This window comes from Achromobacter spanius (assembly GCF_039673305.1).
Classification (GTDB): Bacteria; Pseudomonadota; Gammaproteobacteria; order Burkholderiales; family Burkholderiaceae_B; genus Achromobacter; species Achromobacter spanius_F.
Window position 1 is genome coordinate 61,661 of sequence record NZ_JBDJLJ010000019.1, and the last position, 23,059, is coordinate 84,719.

Genomic DNA, 23,059 nt, shown 5'->3' on the forward strand with positions numbered 1-23,059 from the left:
GCATGAAAAGGGATCTTTGCGCAATCGCGCTGTTCGGCGTGGCCCTGGCCGCCGTCGCCTCGTTCGCCCAGTCGGGCGTGCTGCTGACCTTCGTCATGATGTCGCTGTACGCGGCCCTGCTGTCGCAGGCCTGGAACATCCTGGGCGGGTACGGTGGGCAGCTGTCCTTCGGGCATGCGCTGTTCTTCGGCGTCGGGGCCTATGCGCAGGCGCTGGGCCAGCTGAACCTGGGGCTGAACCCCTGGGCGGTGCTGCCCATGGCGATCGCCCTGGGCGCGCTGGCCGGCGTGGGAGTGGGCGCGCTGACCTTCCGCTACGGGCTCAAGGGTTCGTACTTCGCGCTGGTCACGCTGGCCTTCGCGGAAGTGTTCCGCATCCTGGCGCTGTCCGTCTCCTTCACGGGCGGCGGGGTGGGGCTGATGGTGCCGTTGCAGGAAGGGGTGGCCAACATGCAGTTCGGCTCGCGCCGCGGCTACATCTACCTGCTGCTGGGCTTCGTGCTGCTGGCCCTGCTGGTGACCGCCTGGCTGCGCCATTCGCGCTTCGGCGCCTACCTGCAGGCGGTGCGCGACAACGAAGACGCCGCGCGCGCCATCGGCGTGAACCCGCTGCGCGTCAAGCTGGGCGGCATCGCGCTGTCCGCGGCCTTCATGAGCGCGGCCGGGGCCTTCTATGTGCAGGTCTTCCAGTACATCGACCCGGGCATCGCCTTCGGCTCGGCCGTTTCCGTGGAGGCCCTGGTGGGCGCCATCGTCGGCGGCATGGGCACCCTGTGGGGGCCGCTGCTGGGCGCGGTGACGCTGCACGCGCTGGCCGACCTGACCCGCAACCTGTTCGGCGAACTGCCGGGCATCAGCATGGTGATCTACGGCATGGTGCTGATCGTCATCGTCATGTTCCTGCCGCGCGGCATCACCGGGTCCGGCCAGGCGCTGGGCCGCCTGTTCGGAACCAAGGAGCGCGCCCGTGTCTGACATCCTTTTGCAAGCGCGCAACCTGTCCATCACCTTCGGCGGCCTGAAGGCCGTGCAGGACGTGAGCCTGGACGTGCGGCAAGGCTCGCTGACCGCGCTGGTCGGCCCCAACGGCGCCGGCAAGACGACGCTGTTCGGGCTGTTGTCCGGCTTTCTCAAGCCCGGATCCGGCTCCGTGCAGTTCGCCGGCCAGGACATCACCGGCCGCGCCCCGCACGAATCCGCGCGGCTGGGCCTGACCCGCACCTTCCAGATCGTGCAGCCCTTCGGCGCGCAGACGGTGCGCCAGAACATCGCCGTGGGGGCGCACCTGCGCCTGGCGGACCGGGAAGAGGCGCTGGCCGCCGCCGAGGCCGTGGCCGCGCGCGTCAACCTGCAGGCGTCGCTGGACAAGCCGGCGGCCGACCTGACCGTTGCCGGGCGCAAACGCCTGGAGCTGGCGCGCGCGCTGGCGACCCGGCCGCGTCTGCTGCTGCTGGACGAGGTGCTGGCGGGGCTCAACCCCAGTGAGATCGACGAGATGATTCCGGTGGTGAAGAAGCTGGTGGACGATGGCGTCACCGTACTGATGATCGAACACGTGATGCGGGCGGTGATGAGCCTGGCCGAGCACGTGTGGGTGCTGGCGCAGGGCCGGCTGATTGCGTCGGGCACGCCCGGCGAGGTCACCCGCGACCCGCAGGTGGTCGAGGCCTATCTGGGCCACGGCGCCGCCGCCAGGCTGGCCGCCCAGGGAGCGCGGGCATGAGCGCGCTGCTGGAGGTCAAGGGCCTGCGGGCGGGCTACGGGCGCATGGAAGTGCTGCGCGGCGTGGACCTGGACGTCAACGCGGGCGAGATCGTCGTGCTGCTGGGCAGCAACGGCGCCGGCAAGTCCACGCTGAACAACACGGTGTGCGGGCTGTACCGGCCCTGGGGCGGCTCCGTGCGCTTCGAGGGCCAGGACCTGACCGGCCGCCACTACCGCCAGGTGGTGCAGGCCGGCCTGATCCAGGTGCCCGAGGGCCGCCGCATCTTCCCCAACCTGAGCGTGCGCGAGAACCTGGAACTGGGCTCCTTCACCCGGGCGCGCGAGCGCCGGGCCGCCAACCTGGACAAGGTGCTCGACATCTTTCCGCGGCTGCGCGAACGCCTGGAACAGCTCGCGGGCACCATGTCCGGCGGCGAACAGCAGATGCTGGCGATCGGCCGGGGCCTCATGGCCGAGCCCCGCCTCTTGATCCTGGACGAACCTTCGCTGGGCCTGTCGCCGCTGATGGTGGAAGAATTGTTCGGCCTGATCCGGCGGCTGCATGCCGACGGGCTGGCCATCCTGCTGGTCGAGCAGAACGTCGGACAGTCCCTGGAAGCGGGGCAGCGGGCCTATGTGCTCGAGAACGGCGCGGTGCGCTACAGCGGCGCCTGCGCGGACCTGATGGCCAGCGACGACGTCCGTCGCGCCTATCTGGGGATGTAATCATGGCCCAGCCTCAAACCCTGGCCCAGAAGCTGATTGCCGCCGCCTGCGGGCGCCCGTCGGTCGCCGAGGGCGAAATCGTGACCTGTGCGGTCGACCTGGCGATGTTCCACGATTCCAGCGGTCCGCGCCGCCTGCAGCCCATGCTGCAGGAGCTGGGCGCCACGCTGTGGGACCCGTCCAGGGTGGTCCTGGTCATCGACCACTACGTGCCGGAGTCCGACGACGAATCGCGCCGCATCGTGCGCATCGCGCGCGACTGGGCCGCGGATCAGCAACTGCCCAACGTGTACGACTCCGTCGGCATCTGCCACGTGGTGGTGCCGCAGCACGGCCACATCCGGCCGGGCATGTTCTGCGTGGGCGGCGATTCGCATTCGCCCACCGGCGGCGCGTTCGGCGCCTACATGTTCGGCATCGGCAGCACCGAGATGCTGGGCGTGGCGGTCACCGGCCAGATCTGGGTCAAGGTGCCCAGGACCCTGATGATGCGCTGGAGCGGCAGGCTGGCCGATGGCGTCACCGCCAAGGACATGATGCTGCACATGATTGGCCGCTACGGCATGAACGGCGGGCGCTACCAGGCGGTGGAATTCTGCGGCGAGGCCGTGCGCGCGCTGTCCATGCAGGAACGCATGACGCTGTCCAACATGAGCGCCGAGCTGGGCTCGCAGGTGGGCCTGATCGCTCCGGACGAAACCACCGCGGCCTACCTGCGCCAGGCGGGCGTCGCGGCGGAACTGGATCTGGCGCGCTGGCAGGGCGATCCGGACGCGGACGCGGAATGGCACGATTTCGATGCGGCCACGCTGGCGCCGCAGGTCGCCGCGCCGCACAGCCCCGCCAACGCGCGCGACGTGGACCAATACAAGGACGTGCCGGTGCAGGTGGCCTACATCGGCGCCTGCACCGGCGCCAAGCTGGAAGACCTGCGCGCCGCGGCCAGCGTGCTGCGCGGCCGCCGGCTGGCGGACGGCATGCGGCTGATGGTGGCGCCGGCCAGCCGCCAGGACCAGGAACAGGCCGACCAGGAAGGCGTCATGCAGGTCCTGCGCGATGCCGGGGCCCAGGTGCTGGCCACGTCCTGCGGCGCCTGTGCGGGCTACGGCGGCTCCATTCCGGACGGCGCCAGCGTCATCTCCACCACCGCGCGCAACTTCAAGGGGCGCATGGGCTCCGAAACCGCCCAGGTCTACCTGGCATCGCCCTATACGGTGGCGGCATCGGCCGTGGCCGGCCGCGTCGCCGATCCCCGGGAGTTCATGGCATGACGGATCAGACCATAACGCACCGCGTCTGGCGGGTGGGCGCGGACATCGACACGGACGCCCTGGCCCCGGGCGCCTACATGAAATTCGGCATCGACGAAATCGCGCGCCATTGCCTGCAGCGGGTGCGGCCCGAGTTCGCCGGCGAGGTCCGGCCGGGCGACGTGCTGGTGGCCGGGCCCAACTTCGGCATCGGCTCGTCGCGCGAACAGGCCGCCGCGGCGCTGGTGCGCCTGGGCGTGGCGGCGGTGATCGCGCCGTCCTTCAACGGCCTGTATTTCCGCAACGCCTTCAACGTGGGGCTGCTGCTCCTGACCTGCGAACAGGCCGAGACCCTGGCCGAAGGCGAGCACATCACCCTGGACCCCGTGGCCGGCCGCATCGGACGGCCGGGCGGGGCGCCCGAAGCATTGCACTGCGAGACCGTGCCCGGCTTTCTCCTCGACATGGTCCAGGCCGGCGGACTGCTGAATCTGCTGAAACAGCGTCAAACCTCTTAGGAACAACATCATGCTTGACCCCGTTACCCTGGCGGTCCTGAAGGGCCGCCTGGAACAGATCGCCGACGAAATGGACGCGACCCTGTACCGCAGCGCGTTCAATCCCATCATCGCCGAGGCCCATGACGCCTGCCACGGCATGTACGACGCCGCCACGGGCGCCACCCTGGTCCAGGGCAAGTCCGGCCTGCCCGTGTTCGTGGGCGCGATGGCGTTCGCCGTCAAGGCCGCGGCCAAGGCGGCGGCCGAGCGTGGCGGCATGACGGACGGCGACGTCTGGCTGTTCAACGATCCCTACGAAGGCGGCACCCACGCCAACGATTTCAAGCTGGTCAAGCCGGTATTCCGCGGCGGCAGCCTGTTCTGCTTCCTGGCGTCGGCGGCGCACTGGCACGACGTGGGCGGCGCGGTGCCGGGCAACTACAACCCGGCGGCCACGGAATGCTGGCAGGAAGCGGTGCAGATCCCGCCCGTGCGCATCGTGCGCGCCGGCGTGCTGGACCAGGACGTGCTGGCCATCCTGAAAGCCAACACCCGCCTGCCGGACAGCCTGTGGGGCGACCTGAACGGCCAGCTGGCGGCGCTGGAACTGGGCGCGCGCCGCCTGGACGGCCTGCTCGACGAATACGGCGACGCCACGGTGCTGGAGTCCCTGGACACGCTGCGCGAACGGGCGCGCCGCCTGATGCGCGACCACATCGCGGGCCTGCCCGACGGCGAATACGCCTTCGAGGACATGCTGGACAACGACGGCGTGCGCGACACGCCGCTGCGCATCGCGCTCAAGCTGTCGATCGCCGGGGACCGCCTGGCGCTGGACTTCACCGGCACGTCGCCCGCCTGCGCGGGCCCCGTGAACATCTCGCGCGCCACCGCCATCGCCGCCTGCTACGTGGCGCTCAAGCACCTGTTCCCGGACGTCCCGGCCAACGCCGGCGTGCTGGACGCGGTGGACGTGGTCCTGCCCGACGGCCTGGTCATCTCGGCCGACCGGCCGCGCCCCGTGGGCGGCTACACCGAGACCATCCTGCGCATGATCGACGTGATCTTCTGCGCCATGGCCAAGGCCGCGCCGGAGCGTGCCATGGCCCAGGCCTACGGCACCATCAATGCGCTGTCGATTGCCGGCTACCGCAGCGACGCCGCCCGCAAGGGCCAGCGCTGGGTGATGTTCAGCTTCTTCGGCGGCGGCCACGGCGGCCACTCGGACGGCGACGGCCTGAGCCACGGCAACGCGCCCATCTCCACCGCCACCATCCCGCCGCTGGAAATCCTGGAGGCGGCGTATCCGGTGCGCTTCACGCAGTGGGCGCTGCGCCCCGACTCGGCGGGCGACGGCGCCCATCGCGGCGGCCTGGGCGCGATCTATGAAATCGAATTGCTGGAAGACAGCGCCGAAGCCTTCATCTTCGGCGAACGCGGCCGCAGCGCGCCCAAGGGCATCGCGGGCGGCGGGCAGGCGGCGCTGAACGTCTTCCGCTATCAGCAGGACGGCCAGTGGCAGGCCCCGCCCATGAGTTCGAAGATGCTGGGCATCCAGCTGAAGCGCGGCGACCGCGTGCGTCTGGAGACCCCGGGCGGGGGCGGCTACGGCGAGCCCGCGCGGCGCGATCCGGCGGCGCGCGAGCACGACCGCAAGATGGGGTATGTCAGCGAAATTCTGAAGGAGCAGTCGGCATGAGCGCGGCGCAAGGCTTGGTGGTTGGCGTGGACGTGGGCGGCACGTTCACGGATCTTTTCGTGCTGGACGAGGCGGGCGGCAGCGCGCGCGTGGTCAAGGTGCCGTCGACCCGCGGCGAGGAAGCGCGCGGATTCATGAACGGCATTGCGCGCGTGGCCGACGGGGCGGGCGATATCGCCACCATCGTGCACGGCACCACGGTGGGCACCAATGCGCTGCTCGAGCGCAAGGTGGCGCGCACCGGCATCATCACCACGGAGGGCTTTCGCGACGTGCTGGAAATGCGCCGGCGCGACCGGCCCCAGACCTGGGGCCTGCGCGGCAACTACGAGCCGGTGGTGCCGCGCGACCTGCGCCTGGAAGTGCGCGAACGCGTGCTGGCCGACGGCGCCCTGCATACGCCGGTGGACCTGGACCAGGTCGAGGCCGCGGCCCGCAAGCTGCTGGAGCAGGGCTGCGACGCGGTCTGCATCTTCTTCGTCAACGCCTACGCCAACCCGGCCAACGAGGCCCAGGCCGCGGCGCGCGTGCGCGCCATCTGGCCGAACGGCAACGTCACGGCGGCCACGGAAGTCCTGCCCGAGATCCGCGAATTCGAGCGTCTCTCGACCGCGGCGCTGAACGCCGCGCTGCAGCCCGTGGTGGGCAGCTACCTGACGCGGCTGGAATCCGACCTGCAGCAGCATGGCTTCCAGGGCGAACTGCTGGTGGTCCAGAGCAACGGCGGCGTCATGTCGCGCCAGACCGCCTGCGACGTGCCGGTGCGCACCGCCTTGTCTGGTCCTGCGGCGGGCGTGATCGCCTGCGCGGCCATTGCGCGCGCCGCGGGTTTCCCCAACGTGGTCACCGGCGACATGGGCGGGACGTCGTTCGACGTATCGCTGGTGGCGGACGGCGAGGCCTCGTTGTCGGCGCAGACGGCCATCGATTTCGGCATGGTGGTGCGCGCCCCGATGATCCAGATCGAAACCATCGGCGCGGGCGGCGGATCCATTGCCAGCGTGGACGCGGGCGGCCTGCTGCAGGTCGGCCCCGAGTCCGCGGGCAGCATTCCCGGCCCGGCCTGCTATGGCCGCGGCAACACGCGGCCCACGGTCACCGACGCCAATGTGCTGCTGGGCCGCATCGCCGCGGAACGTCCGCTGGGCGGCGGCCTGCTGGCCACCATGGACGTGGCGCTGGCGCGCGCCGCCATTGAAGAGCACGTGGCGCGGCCCCTGGGCCTGGACGTGCACGCGGCGGCCGAAGCGATCCTGACGGTGGCCAACGCCAAGATGGCCGGCGCCATCCGCGTCGTCTCCATCGAGCGCGGCCACGATCCGCGCAAGTTCGCCTACATGCCGTTCGGCGGCGGCGGCGCGCTGCACGTCTGCGCCATGATGAACGAAGTGGATGCCGCGCACGGCATCGTCCCGCGCTATCCGGGGGTGACCTCGGCGCTGGGCTGCGTCATGGCCGACATGCGTCACGACGGCGTGCAGACCCTGAACGTGGCGCTGGACGCGCTGGACGCCGCCGACCTGGTGGCGCGCATCGACGGCCTGGCCGGCGCCTGCCAGGAACGGCTGGATTCCGCCGGCGTGTCGTTCGAAGGCATCCGCGAGAGCATCGAACTGGACATGCTGTACGTGGGCCAGAGCCACACCGTGCGCGTCGAAGTCGGCCGCGCCGAGCTGAACCGCGACGGCATCGCCGCCGCGTTCGAACGCGCCTATCGCGCCGCCTTCGGCCGCAGCCTGACCGGCATCGCGGTGCGCATCCTGAACCTGCGCTATGCCCGCATCGGCCAGCGTCCCAAGTTCGACCTGGCGCTGCTGGCTCCCACCAGCAAGGACATGCCGGCCGCGCTGGGCACGCAGGCCGTCTTCCATGCCGGGCAATGGCGCGACGCCGTGCGCTACGCGCGCCTGGACCTGCCGGTGGGCGCCGAGGTGGCGGGCCCCGCCATTCTGGAGCAGCCGGACACCACCATCTGGATCGAGCCGGGCTTTGCCGGGCGCGTCGATCCCCTGGGCAATCTGTTGATCGCCCGGACTGACTCGTAGGAGCGGACCATGCATTCCTTCGATCCCCGCACGACGGCCCTCGTCATCATCGACCTCCAGAACGACTTCCTGGCGCCCGGCGGCGCGTATGACCGCGGCGGCGCGGTCAGCCCGCAGGCGCGCGCCTTGCCGGAACGCGTGGCGCCGGTGGCCCGCGCCCTGAAGGCGCGCGGCGGCTTCGTGGCCGCCAGCCTGTTCACGCTGTGGCCGGACGCGCACGGCGAACCCATGATCTCGCCGCACCTCAAGCAGCTGCGCCCGTTCCTCGCCAAGGGAGACTTCGTCGCCGGCTCGCGCGGGCAGGCCAACGTGGCCGAACTGGACGGCCTGGTGGACGTGTCGGTCTGGAAGGTGGCGTATTCGGCCTTCTTCAATACGCAACTGGACTGGGTGCTGCGACGCGCCGGCATCTCCAGCGTGGTGGTGGCGGGCATCGTCACCAACGGCGGCGTGGCCAGCACGGTGCGCGACGCCCACATGCGCGACTACCACGTGACGGTGCTGGCGGACGGGTGCGCAGCGCCCACGCCCGCCATGCACGATGCGGCGCTGGCGGACCTGCGCACCGTGGCGGACGTCGTGACGTGCCAGGACCTGCTGGACAGGCTGGCGCCGTGAGCGCGCCCGTCGTCAAAAAGGGCGCCGCGCCGGGCGCGGACGCCATGCATGTGCCGGTGGCCATCATCGGTGCGGGCGCGTGCGGCCTGACCGCCGCGCTGCGCCTGGCCAGCGCCGGCATCGAGACGGTGCTGATCGAACGCGACGCCGCGCCCAGTGGATCGTCGGCCCTGTCGTCCGGCTTCATTCCGGCGGCGGGATCCCAAGTGCAGCGCGCCGCCGGCATCGAGGACGACGCGCAGCGCTTTGCCGCCGACATCCAGGCCAAGGCCCACGGCACGGCCTCGCCGGAGCTGGTGGCCGCCTACACCGGGGCGGCCGCGGCGGCCATGGATGCGCTGGGGGGGCACGGACTGACGTTCGAGGTGCTGGACGGCTTTCTGTATCCGGGCCACACCGCCCGGCGCATGCATACGCTGCCCGAGCGCACGGGCGCGGCGCTGGTCGCGGCCCTGGAACGGGCGGCTACCGAGGCGGGCGCCTACCTGCTGACGCGCGCGCTGGCCCGCGAAATCTGGACGGATGATTCGGGGCGCGTGACGGCCGTAGGCTGCGAGCGTCCCGACGGATCGGTCGACGTGATCGGCTGCGATGCGCTGATCCTGGCCTGCAACGGCTTCGGCGGTAATGCGGCCATGGTACGCGAATACCTGCCCGCCATGCGCGAGGCCGTCTATGGCGGGCATGTGGGCAATGACGGCAGCGCCATCGAATGGGGCATGCAGCTCGGCGCGCGGCTGGCCGATCTGGGCGGCTACCAGGGCCACGGCTCCTGGGCCACGCCGCAGGGCGCGCTGATCTCCTGGGCCGTAATGATGGACGGCGGCGTGCAGGTCAACCGCGACGGCCGGCGCTTCCACGACGAAACCCACGGCTACTCCGAGGCTGCGGTGCACGTGCTGGCGCAGCCGGGCTCGGTCGCCTGGAACGTGTTCGACGACCGGACGCTGGCGCTTGCGCGCGGCTTTCCGGATTTCGTGGATGCCGAGGCAGGGCAGGCGCTCAAGACCTGCGCCGGCATTCCCGAGCTGGCGGCCCTGATCGGCTGCGACCCGCAGGTGTTGCGCCAGACGCTGGACGCGGTCGGCCCCGGCACGCAGGATCCGCTGGGCCGCCGCTTCGCGCGGACGCTGCAGGCGCCGTACCACGCGGTCAAGGTGACGGGCGCGCTGTTCCACACGCAGGGCGGCCTCGATATCGACGCGCAGTGCCGCGTCCTGGACAAGGACGGCCATCCCTTGCCCAATCTGCTGGCCGCGGGCGGGGCTGCCCGCGGCGTGTCGGGCAACGACGTGTCGGGCTATCTGTCCGGCAATGGCTTGCTCAGCGCGGTGGCAGGCGGCCATATCGCCGCCGCGACCGCGGTGGCGCTGCTTGGGCGCAGCCTGGACTAGGAATCGAAACGATGCAAAAACAGAACCTGAAAACGCAATTGGCGGCCGGCGCCGTGCTGGCCCCCGGCGTCTACGACGCCCTGTCGGCGCTGGTGGCCGAGCAGGCGGGCTTTAACGCGCTGTACCTGTCCGGCGCCTCCATCGCCTACACGCGCCTGGGCCGCTCCGACATCGGCCTGACCACGTACACCGAAGTCGAGGACACGCTGGCGCGCATCGCCGAACGCGTGTCGGCCTCGGTGATCGTCGATGCCGACACGGGCTTCGGCAACGCGCTGAACACGCAGCGCACCGTGCGCGGCTTCGAGCGCGCGGGCGCGGCCATGATCCAGCTCGAGGACCAGACCTTTCCCAAGCGCTGCGGCCACCTGGACGGCAAGACGGTGATCCCGGCGGCCGAGATGTGCGGCAAGCTGCGCGCCGCCGTCGACGCGCGGGTCGACGCGTCCACGCTGATCCTGGCGCGCACCGATGCGCTGGCGTCCGAAGGGCTGGACGCCGCGCTGGACCGCGCCGAGTCCTACCTGGAAGCCGGCGCCGACGCGCTCTTCATCGAAGCGCTGCGCACGCCGGAACAGATGCGGGCGGCGTGCGACCGTTTCGCCGCGCGCGTGCCGCTGCTGGCCAACATGGTCGAGGGCGGCAAGACGCCGGTGCAGAGCGCCGGCGAACTGGCCGCGCTGGGCTTTCGCATCGTCATCTTCCCGGGCGGCACCGCGCGCGCCGTGGCGCACACGCTGCAGGGCTATTACGGCAGCCTGCGCCAGCACGGCACGACCGCACCCTGGAAGGACAGCATGCTGGATTTCGACGGCCTGAACGACGTGATCGGCACGCCCGAACTGCTGGAGCAGGGGCGGCGCTACGAAGGCTGAGGCCCGCGTCGCCCGTCCTGGCGTCTGATGCCGCGGCAGGCCGCTGCCGGTATCCGCGCCGTGTCTGACGCCGGATGCGCCGCGCCGGTGGCCGCCGTCAGCGCGGCGTGCGCTGGTGCGGCACCAGCGGCGGCACGGGCTGGTCGGCGACCAGATCCCAGAATTCCGGCAGAAAGCACTCGGCCACCAGCAGTGGCTGGCCCTGGCGCCAGAACACCGACCGGCGTGCCCAGATGCGGCCCGCCTGCAGCGCCTGCTGCTCGGGCGCCAGCACGCGGCGCGCGGTGGCGTGGAACGGCACGGGCGAGGCCAGGAGGCGGCAGGCGAAGGGCGAGCGGATGACCGTGCTGTCGTGATAAAGCATGTCGGCCAGCGGCCGGGTCAAGAGGCGCCGCATGCCTTGCCAGGCGCCGTGCGAGGCCCTCAGCGGCGTCAGGCTGCGCGCCGGCACGCTGTCCACGCCGTTCACCGACATCAGCACCTCGCGGATCCACACGGGCGAGCCGGGCGCGATATGCATCGCGCGGGCCTCGTCGGGCGGGGCGCCGTCGGCATACTCGGCCAGCACCCGCAGGCGGACCTGGCCGACCTGGCGCAGGCCCGCGGTGAGCGCGCCCGGACGGAACAGCCAGTGGCGTTGTGCAGGGGACAGGATGGCCGGGGCTTGCGCCAGCCAGCCTGCGGCAAGAGGGGGGCGGTGTGCTGCGGGTTTCGTCATGGCTGCGTATTATGCCAAGCCCGGCTGACATGCCGTCTGCGGCGGCCGTCCGCATACAATACCGCCCATGGAAAAAGTACGTATCTCCAAGCTCATGTCCGAGCGCGGACTCTGCTCGCGCCGCGAGGCCGACAGCTATATCGAGCGCGGCTGGGTCCGCGTGGACGGCGTCGTGGTGTCCGAACTGGGTGCGCGGGCCTATCCCGACCAGGTCATCACGCTGGAGCGCGCCGCGCAGGCGCGCCAGACCTCGCGGGTCACCATCCTGATCAACAAGCCGGTAGGCTACGTGTCCGGGCAGGCCGAAAAAGGCTACACGCCCGCCGTCGCCCTGATCGACTCGCGCTCCCGGTTCGCCGGAGACCGGTCGCCGCAGCGCTTCGAGCGCGCCCACCTGGAGGGCCTGGCGGTCGCCGGACGCCTGGACATCGATTCGCAGGGCCTGCTGGTGCTGACGCAGGACGGCCGCGTCGCCAAGCAGCTGATCGGCGAAGACTCCAGCATCGACAAGGAATACCTGGTGCGCGTGCAGGGCGACCTGTCGGACAACGGACTGGCCTTGCTGAACCACGGCCTGTCGCTGGACGGCAAGGTGCTCAAGCCGGCCCAGGTGCGCTGGCAGAACCATGACCAGCTGCGTTTTGTGCTGCGCGAAGGCAAGAAGCGCCAGATCCGCCGCATGTGCGAACTGGTGGGCCTGAAGGTGGTGGGCCTGAAGCGCGTGCGCATCGGCCGCGTGGCCCTGGGCGACCTGCCGCTGGGCCAATGGCGCTATCTGCGCGACGACGAAGCGTTCTGATATTGGTCACATATCCCGACATCTGATGTCGGCGGCCGTCAGATTTTTCAATCTGTTTCGGCCTCAGGTTCATTTCATGAAAGCGGGGGTATCCTTCGCTTGCCGGTGGCTGCCCAGCCGCTCCATCAGGAACTCGATGAAAATCCGGGTCTTGGCGGGCAGCAGCCGCGTCTCGGTTACCGCATGGACAGGAAACGGCCCTAGTTGCCAGTCCGGCAGCACGCGCTGCAGCTGACCCGACTGCTGTTCCGCCAATTGGCCGCCCACCAGCACCGCGATGCCCGCGCCCAGCATGGCAAGGCGGCGGGCCATGGCGACGCCATTGACGGAAAACCGGTTGCCCGGCGTGAACTCGATGTGCTGCTGGCCATTGGTAAGCGGCCAGCGCGTCACGCGGCCGGCGCCTTCCGCGCGGAACTCTATGCACTCGTGCCGGGTCAAGTCGCTGGGATGCCGCGGTTCGCCGTGCTTCTCCAGGTACTCGCGCGAGGCATACAGGTGGGCGGGCAGCATGCCCAGCAGCCGGGCAATCTGGGTCGAGTCGGGCAGGTCGCCGATTTCGATCGAAACGTCGCAGGTCTGGAACACGCGTGAAGCGTGGTCGGGATTCGCGAGATCCAGGAAAAACGTCACATCGGGATAGCGCCGGGAAAACTCCATGAACGACTCAGCCAGGAAGTCCGTGCCGAAGTCCGCGGGCATGTTCACCCGCAGCGGCCCGGCCGGCGTGTCCACCAGCTTCTGCAGTTCCTCGTGGGCGATCTGCGCTTCGGCCACGATGCGCTGGCAGCGCTCGAAATACAGCCGCCCCGCATCCGTCAGTTCCACCTTGCGCGTGGTGCGGCTGAGCAGCCGCAGGCCGACGGACCGTTCCAATTCGGCCACCTGGCGAGACAAGGTGGACTTCGGCACGCCGAGCGTCGCCGCGGCCCGGCTAAAACTGTGCGTTTTGGCGACCTCGACGAAGAGCTCCATTCCCTGTAGGCGTTTCATGACGGGGATTTTGTCATAGTGGCGATCCGACAATTGTCCCATAAATGGAATGATGTTTTCTCAACAGGCCCCTTTGTTTCTAAAGCGGGATAACTCAGAATGCGAGTTCTGCAATGCAGCAATGCGATAAACGTCCAGCCTTGCGTGTTCAACGCGAAACCACCCAAGTCGATCCACGCGGACCGCGCCAAGACGGTCTGACGGGCTGATGTTTTCGCAGATCGCCCCAGGCAACCGGGCCCCCAGAGGGCAACAGTCACGCGGCGCTTGCGCCGCGCGGGGCTATTTTTTTTGGAATCGGGAATGCAATCTATGAATAAGAAAAGCGCTATGTGGCGCGGCGCGGCCATCTTTGCGCTGACGGCATCGGCTCTCACCCTGGCCGCTTGCGGCAAGAAGCAGGACGCGCCCCAGGCGGGCAAGCCGCAGGTGACGGTCGTCACCCTGGCGACGCAGCCCGTTTCCCTCACCACCGAACTGCCGGGTCGCACGTCCCCGTTCCGCGTGGCCGAGGTGCGTCCCCAGGTCAACGGCATCGTCCAGAAGCGCCTCTTCACCGAAGGCGGCGAGGTCAAGGCCGGCGAACAGCTCTACCAGATCGATCCCGCCCTCTACCAGGCCAGCGTAGACAGCCAGAAGGCCGCGCTGGCGCGCGCCCAGGCGCAGCAGAAGACGGCCGCCTTGCTGGCCGAACGCTACAAGCCGCTGGTGGCCACCCGCGCCGTCAGCCAACAGACCTACGACAACGCCGTCGCCTCGCGCGACCAGGCCGCCGCCGACGTGCTGTCGGCCAAGGCCGCGCTGGATACGGCGCGCATCAACCTGGTCTACACCAAGGTGCTGTCGCCGATCGACGGCATCATCGGCCGCTCGGCGGTCACCGAAGGCGCGCTGGTCACGGCCAACCAGACCAACGCGTTGGCTGCGGTGCAGCAAATCGACCCGATCTATGTCGACGTGACCCAATCCAGCGTCCAGCTCCTGCGCCTGCAGGACGCCCTGGCCAGCGGCCAGCTGAAAAAGGCCGACGGCGAACAGGCCGCGCTGGTCACGCTGACCCTGGAAGACGGGTCGCAATACAAAGAAACCGGCAAGCTCCAGTTCTCGGAAGTGACGGTGGACCAGGGCACGGGCTCGATCACGCTGCGCGCGGTGTTCCCCAACCCGGACCGCCGCCTGCTGCCGGGCATGTTCGTGCGCGCCCGCCTGGCCGACGGCGTGGCCGCCGACGGCCTGCTGGTGCCGCAGCGCGGCGTGACGCGCAACCAGCGCGGCCTGCCCACGGCGCTGGTGGTCAACGCCAAGAACCAGGTCGAATTGCGTGAACTGAAGACCGACCGCGCCATCGGCGACAAGTGGCTCGTCACCGACGGCCTGGCCGCGGGCGACAAGGTGATCGTGGAAGGCCTGCAGATGGTGCGGCCGGGCGTCGAGGTCGTCGCCACCGAAGCCGGCGCCAAGGCGCAGCAGCCGCAGTCGGCCGCCGCCGCGCCGGCCAAGCAGTAATCAGGGAGCCATGCATGGCAAAGTTTTTTATCGATAGGCCGGTTTTTGCCTGGGTGATCGCGATCGTGCTGATGATGGCCGGCGCGCTGTCCATCCTGCAGTTGCCGGTCGCCCAGTACCCCAACATCGCGCCGCCCGCCATCGGCATCGCGGTGACCTACCCGGGCGCGTCCGCGCAGACCGTGCAGGACACCGTGGTGCAGGTGATCGAGCAGCAGATGAACGGCCTTGACGGCTTGCAGTACATCTCGTCGGAAAGCAACTCCGACGGCAGCATGTCCATCACGCTGACCTTCAAGCAGGGCACCAACCCCGACACCGCGCAGGTGCAGGTCCAGAACAAGCTTGCGCTGGCGCAGCCGCTCCTGCCGCAGGAAGTGCAGCAGCAGGGCATCCGCGTCACCAAGGCCACCAAGAACTTCCTGATCGTGGCGGGTTTCGTGTCCACCGACGGCACGATGACCAAGGACGACCTGGCCGACTACGTCGCGTCGTACGTCCAGGATCCCATCAGCCGCACGCAGGGCGTGGGCGACTTCCAGCTCTTCGGTTCGCAGTACGCGATGCGCATCTGGCTGGACCCGGCCAAGCTCGTCAATTACGGGCTGACCACGGTCGACGTCACCACCGCGATCAAGGAACAGAACGTCCAGGTGTCGTCCGGCCAGCTGGGCGGCCTGCCGTCCGTGCGCGGCCAGCAGCTCAACGCCACCATCATCGGGCCGTCGCGCCTGCAGACGGCCGAGGACTTCGGCCAGATCCTGCTCAAGGTCAACACCGACGGTTCGCAGGTGCGCCTGCGCGATGTCTCGCGCATCGAACTCGGCGGGCAGACCTACGCCATCGACAGCTTCTACAACGGCAACCCGGCCTCGGGCCTGGCGATCAAGCTGGCGCCGGGCGCCAACGCGCTGGACACGGCGCAGGCGGTGCGCGACACCATCAACAACCTGAAGCCGTACTTCCCGCCGGGCATGGACGTCGTCTATCCGTACGACACGACGCCGTTCGTCAGCCTGTCGATCCATGAAGTGTTCAAGACGCTGGTCGAGGCCATCATCCTGGTGTTCCTGGTGATGTACCTGTTCCTGCAGAACTTCCGCGCCACCATCATCCCCACGCTGGCCGTGCCGGTGGTGCTGCTGGGCACGTTTGGCGTGCTGGCGGCGTTCGGGTACTCCATCAATACCCTGACCATGTTCGGCATGGTGCTGGCCATCGGCCTGCTGGTGGACGACGCCATCGTGGTGGTGGAAAACGTCGAGCGCGTGATGGCCGAAGAGGGCCTCACGCCCAAGCAGGCCACCCGCAAGTCCATGAGCCAGATCACCGGCGCCCTGATCGGCATCGCCATGGTGCTGGCCGCCGTGTTCATCCCCATGGCCTTCTTCGGCGGCTCCACGGGCGTGATCTACCGCCAGTTCTCCATCACCATCGTGTCGTCCATGGTGCTGTCGGTGATCGTCGCCATCGTGTTCACGCCGGCCTTGTGCGCGACGCTGCTCAAGCCCATTCCCAAGGGCCATCACGGCGCCAAGAAGGGCTTTTTCGGCTGGTTCAACCGCGCCTTCGATCGCAGCAGCAACGGCTACGCCAACACCGTCGCGCGCGGCCTGACCCGCACCAAGCGGCTGATGGTGGTCTACCTGGCCCTGGTCATCGCCATGGGCTGGATGTTCACCCGCATCCCGACCGCGTTCCTGCCGGCCGAGGACCAGGGCATCCTGTTCGCCCAGATCCAGACGCCCGCCGGCGCCACCGCCGAGGCCACCAAGGCGGTCATCGACGACGCCACCAAGTACCTGCTGACCGAAGAAAAGGACGCCGTCACCTCGGTGTTCGCGGTCAACGGCTTCAACTTTGGCGGCCGCGGCCAGAACGCGTCCATCCTGTTCATCAAGCTGCGCGACTGGGAAGAACGCGGCGACGCCAGCCTGAAGGCCGGCGCCGTGGCGGCGCGCGCCAACGCGCACTTCGCCAAGACCGAGCGCCGCGCGCAGCTGTTCGTCGTGCCGCCGCCGTCCGTGATGGAACTGGGCAACGTCACCGGCTTTGACTTCCAGCTGATGGACCGCGCCGGCGTGGGCCATGAAAAGCTGCTTGCCGCGCGCAACCAGCTGCTGGGCGAAGCGGCCAAGAGCCCGGTGCTGGTGGGCGTGCGTCCCAACGGCATCGAAGACGCGCCGCAGTACCAGCTCGACATCGACCGCGAAAAGGCACGCGCGCTGGGCGTGGCCGTGTCGGACATCAACAGCACGCTGGCCACCGCATGGGGTTCGTCGTACGTCAACGACTTCATCGACCGCGGCCGAGTGAAGAAGGTGTTCGCGCAGGGCGAGGCCTCGTCGCGCATGCTGCCGGAAGACCTGAACAAATGGTACGTGCGCAACAACGCCGGCGACATGGTGCCGTTCTCGGCGTTCTCCAAGGCCACCTGGAGCTTCGGCCCGCAAAAGCTGAACCGCTACAACGGCGTGCCGTCGTACAACATCCAGGGCCAGGCGGCGCCGGGCTACAGCTCGGGCGCGGCCATGGAGGAAATGGAGCGTCTGGCGGCCAAGCTGCCGGTCGGCGTGGGCTTCGAATGGACGGGCCTGTCCTTCGAAGAACGCCTGTCCGGCGCCCAGGCGCCCGCGCTGTACGCGATCTCGCTGATCGTGGTGTTCCTGTGCCTGGCGGCGCTCTATGAAAGCTGGACGATCCCGTCCGCGGTCATGCTGGTGGTGCCGCTGGGGATCATCGGGGCGCTCCTGGCGACGCTGATGCGGGGCCTGTCCAACGACGTGTACTTCCAGGTGGGCCTGCTCACGACTATCGGGCTGGCGGCCAAAAACGCCATCCTGATCGTGGAGTTCGCCAAGGAGCACTACGAGGCGGGCGCCAGCTTGACGGAATCGGCCATCCACGCCGCCCGCCAGCGCCTGCGTCCCATCCTGATGACGTCCCTGGCGTTCATCCTGGGCGTGACCCCGCTGGCCATTTCGTCCGGCGCGGGTTCGGGCAGCCAGAACGCCATCGGCACCGGCGTTATCGGCGGCATGCTGACCGGCACCTTCCTGGCCATCTTCTTCGTCCCGGCCTTCTTCGTGATCATGCTGCGCGTCTTCAAGGTCAAGCGCATGAGCGAAAACGTCGACAAGCACGACACCGGCGCCAAGAACGCGCACGACGTGCCGGCGGAGGGCCAACCGTAATGAAACTCCAGATGAGAACCTTGCTGTCTGTTTCCCTGGCGGCGGCCCTGGCGGGCTGCTCGCTGGCCCCCACGTACGAGCGGCCGGATGCGCCGATCGACGCGGCCTATCCCACGGGCGCGGCCTACAACGCGGCCCAGGCGTCCGCGCCGGGCGGCCTGTCGACGGCGGACATCGGCTGGCGCGATTTCTTCGGCGATCCGCTGCTGCAGCAACTGATCGAGCAGTCGCTGGCCAACAACCGCGACCTGCGCGTCGCGGCCCTGAACGTCGAGGCGGCGCGCGCGCAGTACCGCATCCAGCGCGCCGACCTGATGCCCAGCATCGGCGTGGCGGGCCAGGGAACGGCCCAACGCACGCCCGGGGACTTGACCCAGAGCGGCCAGGCCACCACCAGCCACAGCTACCAGGTGGGCGCCGCCATGTCCGCCTGGGAACTGGACCTGTTCGGCCGCATCCGCAGCCTCAGCGACAAGGCGCTGGAATCCTACCTGGCGCTGGACGAAACGCGCACCGCGACCCAGCTCACGCTGATCGCCGAGGTGGCCAACGCGTATCTGACGCTGCGCGCCGACCAGGAGTTGCTTAGCCTGACGCGCGACACGCTCAAGAGCCAGGAAGACTCCTTCAAACTGACGCAGCAGAGCTACGACCAGGGGCTGTCCACGGCGCTGGACCTGAGCCAGGCGGAAGTGTCGCTGCGCACCGCCCAGCGCAACCTGTCGCAATACACGCGCCAGGCCGCGCAGGATCGCAATGCGCTGGTGTTGCTGGTGGGCCAGCCCATGTCGCCCGAGATGACGGCCGCGCTGGACGGCGCGGTCAGGCTGGACGACGGCATGCTGCCCACCACGCTGCCCGCCGGCCTGCCGTCGGACCTGCTGGTCCGGCGTCCGGACATCCGCGCGGCCGAGCACCAGCTCAAGGGCGCCAACGCCAATATCGGCGCGGCGCGCGCGGCTTTCTTCCCGACCATCAGCCTGACGGGCTCGGCCGGCACCGCCAGCGCCAGCCTGGGCGGGCTGTTCGAGGGCGGTTCGGGCGCCTGGAGCTTCGTGCCCCAGATCACCGTGCCGATCTTCGCGGGCGGTTCGCTGCTCGCCGGCCTGGACCTGGCCAAGGTGCAGAAGAACATCCAGGTCGCGCAGTACGAAAAGTCGATCCAGACGGGCTTTCGCGAAGTCGCGGACGCCCTGGCCGGACGCGGCACCCTGGACGAGCAGATCCAGGCCCAGCGGCTGCTGGTGGACGCCAACCAGCGCGCCTACGACGCGTCGGAGCAGCGCTTCCGCCAGGGCATCGACGACTACCTGAGCGTGCTGGATTCGCAGCGTTCGCTGTATACCTCGCAGCAGGCGCTGGTGGACACGCGCCTGGCGCGCCTGTCCAACCTGGTCACGCTGTACAAGGTGCTGGGCGGCGGCTGGACCGAGCGCACGCCCGCGGCGCCCGCCACGCCAGCCGGCTGAACGGGCCGGGCCGCTTGCGGCCCCGGACAAAGCAAAACGAGCCGATCTTGCGATCGGCCCGTTTTCTTTGGCTTGCCTGGCGCGGACGTCAGGCGCGCTTCTTGGCGATCAGGCCCACCACGAACAGCACGATGATCGCGCCCACGACGGATCCGATCCAGCCCGCGGGTTCGCCGGGCTGGTACCAGCCGAGGGACTGGCCCAGGAAGCCGGCGACGACGGCGCCGATGATGCCCAGAATGGTGGTCATGATGATCCCCATGTTCTGGTCCCCGGGCATGATGGCGCGGGCGATCAGGCCCACGATGAACCCGACGATGATCATGATGATGATGCTCATGCGCGTACTCCTTACTAGGGTAAAAGGGGCGATGTGGACTGATGATACTCACGCCCCGCGCGCCGTCGCTGTAACAACTGGTGTGCAGACCTGCCGGCGCCGCGCCGTTCAGGAGGTGATGTCGATGAGCTGGCGGACGTCCTTGGTCAAGGCCTCGATGCTGTCGGTGTCCGAGGCCAGCAGGCGCGCGCGGCCCTCGTTGTCGAAAATGTACACGCCGCGGCTGTGCGTGACTTCGTACATGTCGGCGTCGTCGCCGGGGCGGGGTTTCTCGATCTGGTAGGCCACGCGGTAGCGGCGGGCCAGGTCGGCGATCTGCTTTTCGTCGCCGGTCACGCCGATGGCATTGTCGTTGAAGGCGTTGACGTAGGCCTGCAGGATGTCGGGCGTGTCGCGGTGCGGATCCACGCTGACGAACAGGATGCGCACGTCCTTGGCCTTGTCGCCCAGGTTCTGCAGCACCGCCGTCAGCTGCGCCATGGTGGTGGGGCAGATGTCCGGGCAGCTGGCGTAGCCGAAGAACAGCAGCACCGTCTTGCCCTTGAGGTCGTCGCTGCTGACCGTCTTGCCGCCCGCGCCGGGCAGCGAGAACTTCAGGTCGGGCAGGTGCCCCTTCACGTTGTAGAGCGTCCAGTCGACGTTCCTGTCGCCGCAAGCGGCAAGAAACACGCACAAGGCCAACAGCAGTCCGCGAAAGGCGCGGCCGGAAACGAGATTTCGCATGGGTCCAGTAGCCGGAAAGGGGTAAACCTTTCGGATTCTACCCGCTGGACGAGGCGCGGGCGGGACGGGGCGGCGGCGGCTTGTGCGGGCGCAAGCGCGGCGCAAAAAAACGGCCCGCTTGATGGCGGGCCGTCTTGGCGGGCGCGGCGTGCGCTCAGATGTCTGACACCCGATCAGACGCCCTGCAAGCTGCGGCAGTGCGTCAAGGGTGTCAGACACCGCCGTCAGCCAGCCGTCATGCCGCTGTGGCGCAGCAGCGCGTCGATGCGCGGCGCGCGGCCGCGGAACGCGGCGAAGGACTCGGCCGCCGGGCGCGAACCGCCCACGGCCAGCACCTCGAGGCGGAAACGCGCGCCGGTTTCCGGATCCAGCGTGCCCAGGGCGTTGCCGGCCTGTTTCGCGGCGGCCTCCTCGAAGGCCTCGTAGGCATCGGCGGACAGCACTTCCGCCCACTTGTAGCTGTAATAGCCCGCGCCATAGCCGCCCGCGAACAGGTGCGAAAAGGCGTGCGGCAGGCGATGCCACGCGGGCGGGAAGAGCACCGCGACTTCCTTGCGCACTTCCTGCAGCAGGGCCAGCACCTCGGAAATCGACGCGCCCTTGGCGCGGTCGTGCATCAGCATGTCGAACAGCGCGAATTCGATCTGGCGCACGGTCTGCATGCCGCTCTGGTAGTTGCGGGCGGCAACCAGGCGGTCGTACAGCGCGCGGGGCAGCGGTTCGCCCGTATCCACATGGGCGGACAGTTTCTGCACTACGGCCCATTCCCAGCAGAAGTTCTCCATGAACTGCGACGGCAGTTCGATGGCGTCCCATTCGACGCTGGCGAACGCGGCCGCGCCGGGTTCGTCGACCTCGGACAGCAGCGCGTGCAGCGCATGGCCGGTTTCATGGAAGAGGGTGATGACGTCGTCGTGCGTCAGCACGGCGGGGCGGTCGCCGTTGGGGCGCGAGAAGTTGCAGGTCAGGTAGGCGATGGGCGTCTGCACCTGGCCGGCCACGACGCGGCGCGTGCGCTCGCTGTCGACCCAGGCGCCGTTCTGCTTGCCGGCGCGGGCGTACAGGTCCAGGTAGAGATGGCCGATGAGCTTGCCGTCGGGGCTTTCGACGCGCACACCGCGCACGTCCGCGTGCCACGAGGACACCGCCGTTTCCGTCAGGCGCACGTCGAACAGGGTCTGGATGACCTCGAACAGGCCCGCCAGGACGCGCGGTTCGGTGAAGTACTGCTTCACCTCGTCTTCCGAGTACGCATAGCGCGATTCGCGCAGGCGCTCGGACGCGTAGGCCACGTCCCAGGGCTGCAGGCTGTCCAGCCCCAGTTCGCCGGTGGCGTAGGCCGTGAGTTCGGCCAGGTCGCGTTGGGCGTAAGGCTTGGCGCGGCCGGCCAGGTCGCGCAGGAATTCGGTGACTTCCCGGGCGTCGCGGGCCATGCGCGTCTGCAGGCGCAGGGCGGCGAAGGTGCCCAGGCCCAGCAGGCCCGATTCTTCGGCGCGCAGCGCCAGCAGTTCCTCGATGAGGGGGGAGTTGTCGAACTTGGCCTCGCCCTGTTCGGACGCCACCGTGCCGTAGCCGCGGTACAGCGCCTCGCGCAGCGTGCGGTCCTGCGCGTACTGCATGACGGGCAGGTAGCAGGGCATCTTCAGCGTGAGCTTCCAGCCCGGCTTGCCGTCTTCCTCGGCGGCGGCGCGGGCGGCGGCCCGGACGTCGGCCGGAATGCCGGCCAGGCGGCCTTCGTCTTCGACGAACAGCGACCAGGCATCGATGGAATCGAGCACGTTTTCCGAGAACTTCTGCGAGGCCTGAGCCTCGCGGTCGGAGATTTCCGCATAGCGTTCGCGGTCCGCGCCCTGCAGTTCGACCCCGCTCAGGCGGAAGTCGCGCAGGGCCATTTCCACGATGCGACGGCGCACCGGCGTCCACGACGCGAAATCGGGGGCGGCGGCCAGGCGCTGGTATTGCTTGTACAGGCCTTCATGCAGCCCGACCCAGGTCGAGAATTCGGTCACCAGGGGCAGGGCGGCGTTGTACGCTTCGCGCAGCTCCGGCGTATTGACCACGGCGTTCAGGTGGCCGGCAACCGACCAGGCGCGCCACAGGCGTTCGGACGCGGTGTCCAGGGGTTCCACCACGGCATCCCAGGTGGGCGCCAGCGCGGGGTCTGCCGCCCGGTCCACGGCCTGGCGGGCGATGCCCAGCAATTCCTCGACGGCGGGCACGATGTGTCCGGGCTTGACGGCCGCGTAATCGACCAGGTCGGAAACGGGGGCGAGCAGGGGGTTCTGGGTCATGGTGTTACCGGCTTGAATGATGGCGGGCGGCGCGGACGGCGCGCCGGCGAAGGAGATAAGGATCAGGTAGGGGCGAACCGCCCGAATGCAAGGTCGCAATCGTTCTGACAGCGCCCCGCGGGAAAGGTGCCGGCGGATCGCCGGATCGCCGGACCGCCGGACCGCCGGACCGCCGCGGGCGCCTTGGCATCGGGCTTGCGGCAGGGGGAGGGCATT

The 23,059-nt window shown here is 69.2% G+C and carries 19 protein-coding genes; 14 read left to right on the forward strand and 5 right to left on the reverse strand.

What is annotated here, in order from left to right:
* Positions 1-2: 2 nt before the first annotated feature.
* From ABE485_RS16945 to ABE485_RS16990, 10 genes are read left to right on the forward strand one after another with little or no spacing between them, the layout of a single operon-like run.
* A complete protein-coding gene (locus tag ABE485_RS16945) occupies positions 3-974 on the forward strand; it encodes a branched-chain amino acid ABC transporter permease (RefSeq protein ID WP_346516428.1) in 972 nt (323 codons plus the stop codon).
* Positions 967-1,722, forward strand: coding sequence for an ABC transporter ATP-binding protein (locus ABE485_RS16950; RefSeq protein ID WP_346516429.1), 756 nt, complete (start codon positions 967-969; stop codon positions 1,720-1,722). The genes ABE485_RS16945 and ABE485_RS16950 overlap by 8 nt, the downstream gene beginning before the upstream one ends.
* Complete coding sequence (locus tag ABE485_RS16955) at positions 1,719-2,429, forward strand: ABC transporter ATP-binding protein (RefSeq protein ID WP_346516430.1); 711 nt, start codon at positions 1,719-1,721, stop codon at positions 2,427-2,429. Before ABE485_RS16950 ends, ABE485_RS16955 begins: the two co-directional genes overlap by 4 nt.
* Before the next feature lie 2 nt (positions 2,430-2,431).
* Positions 2,432-3,700 carry a 3-isopropylmalate dehydratase large subunit gene (locus ABE485_RS16960; RefSeq protein WP_346516431.1) on the forward strand — a complete coding sequence of 423 codons (1,269 nt, stop codon included), beginning with the start codon at positions 2,432-2,434 and terminating at the stop codon, positions 3,698-3,700.
* Complete coding sequence (locus tag ABE485_RS16965; protein WP_346516432.1) at positions 3,697-4,197, forward strand: 3-isopropylmalate dehydratase; 501 nt, start codon at positions 3,697-3,699, stop codon at positions 4,195-4,197. Before ABE485_RS16960 ends, ABE485_RS16965 begins: the two co-directional genes overlap by 4 nt.
* A 10-nt stretch (positions 4,198-4,207) precedes the next feature.
* Entirely contained in the window at positions 4,208-5,878 is a 1,671-nt protein-coding gene (locus ABE485_RS16970; protein ID WP_346516433.1) for a hydantoinase B/oxoprolinase family protein, read from the forward strand.
* Positions 5,875-7,923, forward strand: coding sequence for a hydantoinase/oxoprolinase family protein (locus ABE485_RS16975; protein WP_346516434.1), 2,049 nt, complete (start codon positions 5,875-5,877; stop codon positions 7,921-7,923). The genes ABE485_RS16970 and ABE485_RS16975 overlap by 4 nt, the downstream gene beginning before the upstream one ends.
* A 9-nt stretch (positions 7,924-7,932) precedes the next feature.
* Entirely contained in the window at positions 7,933-8,541 is a 609-nt protein-coding gene (locus ABE485_RS16980) for a cysteine hydrolase family protein (protein ID WP_346516435.1), read from the forward strand.
* Positions 8,538-9,935 carry an FAD-dependent oxidoreductase gene (locus ABE485_RS16985; RefSeq protein ID WP_346516436.1) on the forward strand — a complete coding sequence of 466 codons (1,398 nt, stop codon included), beginning with the start codon at positions 8,538-8,540 and terminating at the stop codon, positions 9,933-9,935. Before ABE485_RS16980 ends, ABE485_RS16985 begins: the two co-directional genes overlap by 4 nt.
* A gap of 11 nt (positions 9,936-9,946) precedes the next feature.
* Positions 9,947-10,810, forward strand: a complete 864-nt coding sequence (locus ABE485_RS16990) for an isocitrate lyase/PEP mutase family protein (protein WP_346516437.1) — start codon at positions 9,947-9,949, stop codon at positions 10,808-10,810.
* Positions 10,811-10,907: 97 nt separating this feature from the next.
* Here ABE485_RS16990 and ABE485_RS16995 read toward each other — a convergent pair whose 3' ends face one another.
* Positions 10,908-11,528, reverse strand: a complete 621-nt coding sequence (locus ABE485_RS16995; protein WP_346516438.1) for a chorismate--pyruvate lyase family protein — start codon at positions 11,526-11,528, stop codon at positions 10,908-10,910.
* Positions 11,529-11,595: 67 nt separating this feature from the next.
* On the opposite strand from ABE485_RS16995, the gene ABE485_RS17000 reads away from it, so the two are divergent.
* A complete protein-coding gene (locus ABE485_RS17000; RefSeq protein WP_346516439.1) occupies positions 11,596-12,327 on the forward strand; it encodes a pseudouridine synthase in 732 nt (243 codons plus the stop codon).
* Between the two features lie 69 nt (positions 12,328-12,396).
* On the opposite strand, the gene ABE485_RS17005 is transcribed toward ABE485_RS17000, so the two are convergent.
* Positions 12,397-13,302: a LysR family transcriptional regulator gene (locus tag ABE485_RS17005; RefSeq protein ID WP_346516449.1), complete on the reverse strand. Its 906-nt coding sequence runs from the start codon at positions 13,300-13,302 to the stop codon at positions 12,397-12,399.
* Between the two features lie 348 nt (positions 13,303-13,650).
* On the opposite strand from ABE485_RS17005, the gene ABE485_RS17010 reads away from it, so the two are divergent.
* From ABE485_RS17010 to adeC, 3 genes are read left to right on the forward strand one after another with little or no spacing between them, the layout of a single operon-like run.
* Positions 13,651-14,826 carry an efflux RND transporter periplasmic adaptor subunit gene (locus ABE485_RS17010; RefSeq protein WP_346516450.1) on the forward strand — a complete coding sequence of 392 codons (1,176 nt, stop codon included), beginning with the start codon at positions 13,651-13,653 and terminating at the stop codon, positions 14,824-14,826.
* Positions 14,827-14,840: 14 nt separating this feature from the next.
* Positions 14,841-18,020 (forward strand): efflux RND transporter permease subunit, encoded by a 3,180-nt coding sequence (locus tag ABE485_RS17015; RefSeq protein ID WP_346516440.1) that lies wholly within the window; start codon positions 14,841-14,843, stop codon positions 18,018-18,020.
* Positions 18,020-19,489: an AdeC/AdeK/OprM family multidrug efflux complex outer membrane factor gene (gene adeC / locus ABE485_RS17020; RefSeq protein WP_346516441.1), complete on the forward strand. Its 1,470-nt coding sequence runs from the start codon at positions 18,020-18,022 to the stop codon at positions 19,487-19,489. Before ABE485_RS17015 ends, adeC begins: the two co-directional genes overlap by 1 nt.
* An 88-nt stretch (positions 19,490-19,577) precedes the next feature.
* Here the strand turns inward: adeC and ABE485_RS17025 are convergent, their stop codons facing one another.
* The 3 genes from ABE485_RS17025 to ABE485_RS17035 all read right to left on the reverse strand — a co-directional run bounded on the left by ABE485_RS17025 (position 19,578) and on the right by ABE485_RS17035 (position 22,843).
* Complete coding sequence (locus ABE485_RS17025) at positions 19,578-19,829, reverse strand: GlsB/YeaQ/YmgE family stress response membrane protein (protein WP_105238463.1); 252 nt, start codon at positions 19,827-19,829, stop codon at positions 19,578-19,580.
* A 108-nt stretch (positions 19,830-19,937) separates the two neighbouring features.
* The gene (locus ABE485_RS17030; protein WP_346516442.1) at positions 19,938-20,552 is read right to left on the reverse strand and encodes an SCO family protein; all 615 of its coding nucleotides are present in this window, start codon (positions 20,550-20,552) and stop codon (positions 19,938-19,940) included.
* A gap of 224 nt (positions 20,553-20,776) precedes the next feature.
* On the reverse strand, positions 20,777-22,843 hold the full coding sequence (locus tag ABE485_RS17035) for a M3 family metallopeptidase (protein ID WP_346516443.1): 2,067 nt from the start codon (positions 22,841-22,843) through the stop codon (positions 20,777-20,779).
* Positions 22,844-23,059 lie beyond the last annotated feature (216 nt).

What these genes read in the sequence shown, in the direction of transcription:
- ABE485_RS17010 (WP_346516450.1), top strand. Translation starts at nt 13,651, where the DNA reads ATGTGGCGCGGCGCGGCCATCTTTGCGCTGACGGCATCGGCTCTCACC.
- ABE485_RS16960 (WP_346516431.1), top strand. Translation starts at nt 2,432, where the DNA reads ATGGCCCAGCCTCAAACCCTGGCCCAGAAGCTGATTGCCGCCGCCTGC.
- ABE485_RS16980 (WP_346516435.1), top strand. Translation starts at nt 7,933, where the DNA reads ATGCATTCCTTCGATCCCCGCACGACGGCCCTCGTCATCATCGACCTC.
- ABE485_RS17025 (WP_105238463.1), bottom strand. Translation starts at nt 19,829, where the DNA reads ATGAGCATCATCATCATGATCATCGTCGGGTTCATCGTGGGCCTGATC.
- ABE485_RS16975 (WP_346516434.1), top strand. Translation starts at nt 5,875, where the DNA reads ATGAGCGCGGCGCAAGGCTTGGTGGTTGGCGTGGACGTGGGCGGCACG.
- ABE485_RS17000 (WP_346516439.1), top strand. Translation starts at nt 11,596, where the DNA reads ATGGAAAAAGTACGTATCTCCAAGCTCATGTCCGAGCGCGGACTCTGC.
- ABE485_RS17035 (WP_346516443.1), bottom strand. Translation starts at nt 22,843, where the DNA reads ATGACCCAGAACCCCCTGCTCGCCCCCGTTTCCGACCTGGTCGATTAC.
- ABE485_RS16965 (WP_346516432.1), top strand. Translation starts at nt 3,697, where the DNA reads ATGACGGATCAGACCATAACGCACCGCGTCTGGCGGGTGGGCGCGGAC.
- ABE485_RS17005 (WP_346516449.1), bottom strand. Translation starts at nt 13,302, where the DNA reads ATGGAGCTCTTCGTCGAGGTCGCCAAAACGCACAGTTTTAGCCGGGCC.
- ABE485_RS17030 (WP_346516442.1), bottom strand. Translation starts at nt 20,552, where the DNA reads ATGCGAAATCTCGTTTCCGGCCGCGCCTTTCGCGGACTGCTGTTGGCC.
- ABE485_RS16990 (WP_346516437.1), top strand. Translation starts at nt 9,947, where the DNA reads ATGCAAAAACAGAACCTGAAAACGCAATTGGCGGCCGGCGCCGTGCTG.
- ABE485_RS16955 (WP_346516430.1), top strand. Translation starts at nt 1,719, where the DNA reads ATGAGCGCGCTGCTGGAGGTCAAGGGCCTGCGGGCGGGCTACGGGCGC.
- ABE485_RS16970 (WP_346516433.1), top strand. Translation starts at nt 4,208, where the DNA reads ATGCTTGACCCCGTTACCCTGGCGGTCCTGAAGGGCCGCCTGGAACAG.
- adeC (WP_346516441.1), top strand. Translation starts at nt 18,020, where the DNA reads ATGAAACTCCAGATGAGAACCTTGCTGTCTGTTTCCCTGGCGGCGGCC.
- ABE485_RS17015 (WP_346516440.1), top strand. Translation starts at nt 14,841, where the DNA reads ATGGCAAAGTTTTTTATCGATAGGCCGGTTTTTGCCTGGGTGATCGCG.
- ABE485_RS16945 (WP_346516428.1), top strand. Translation starts at nt 3, where the DNA reads ATGAAAAGGGATCTTTGCGCAATCGCGCTGTTCGGCGTGGCCCTGGCC.
- ABE485_RS16995 (WP_346516438.1), bottom strand. Translation starts at nt 11,528, where the DNA reads ATGACGAAACCCGCAGCACACCGCCCCCCTCTTGCCGCAGGCTGGCTG.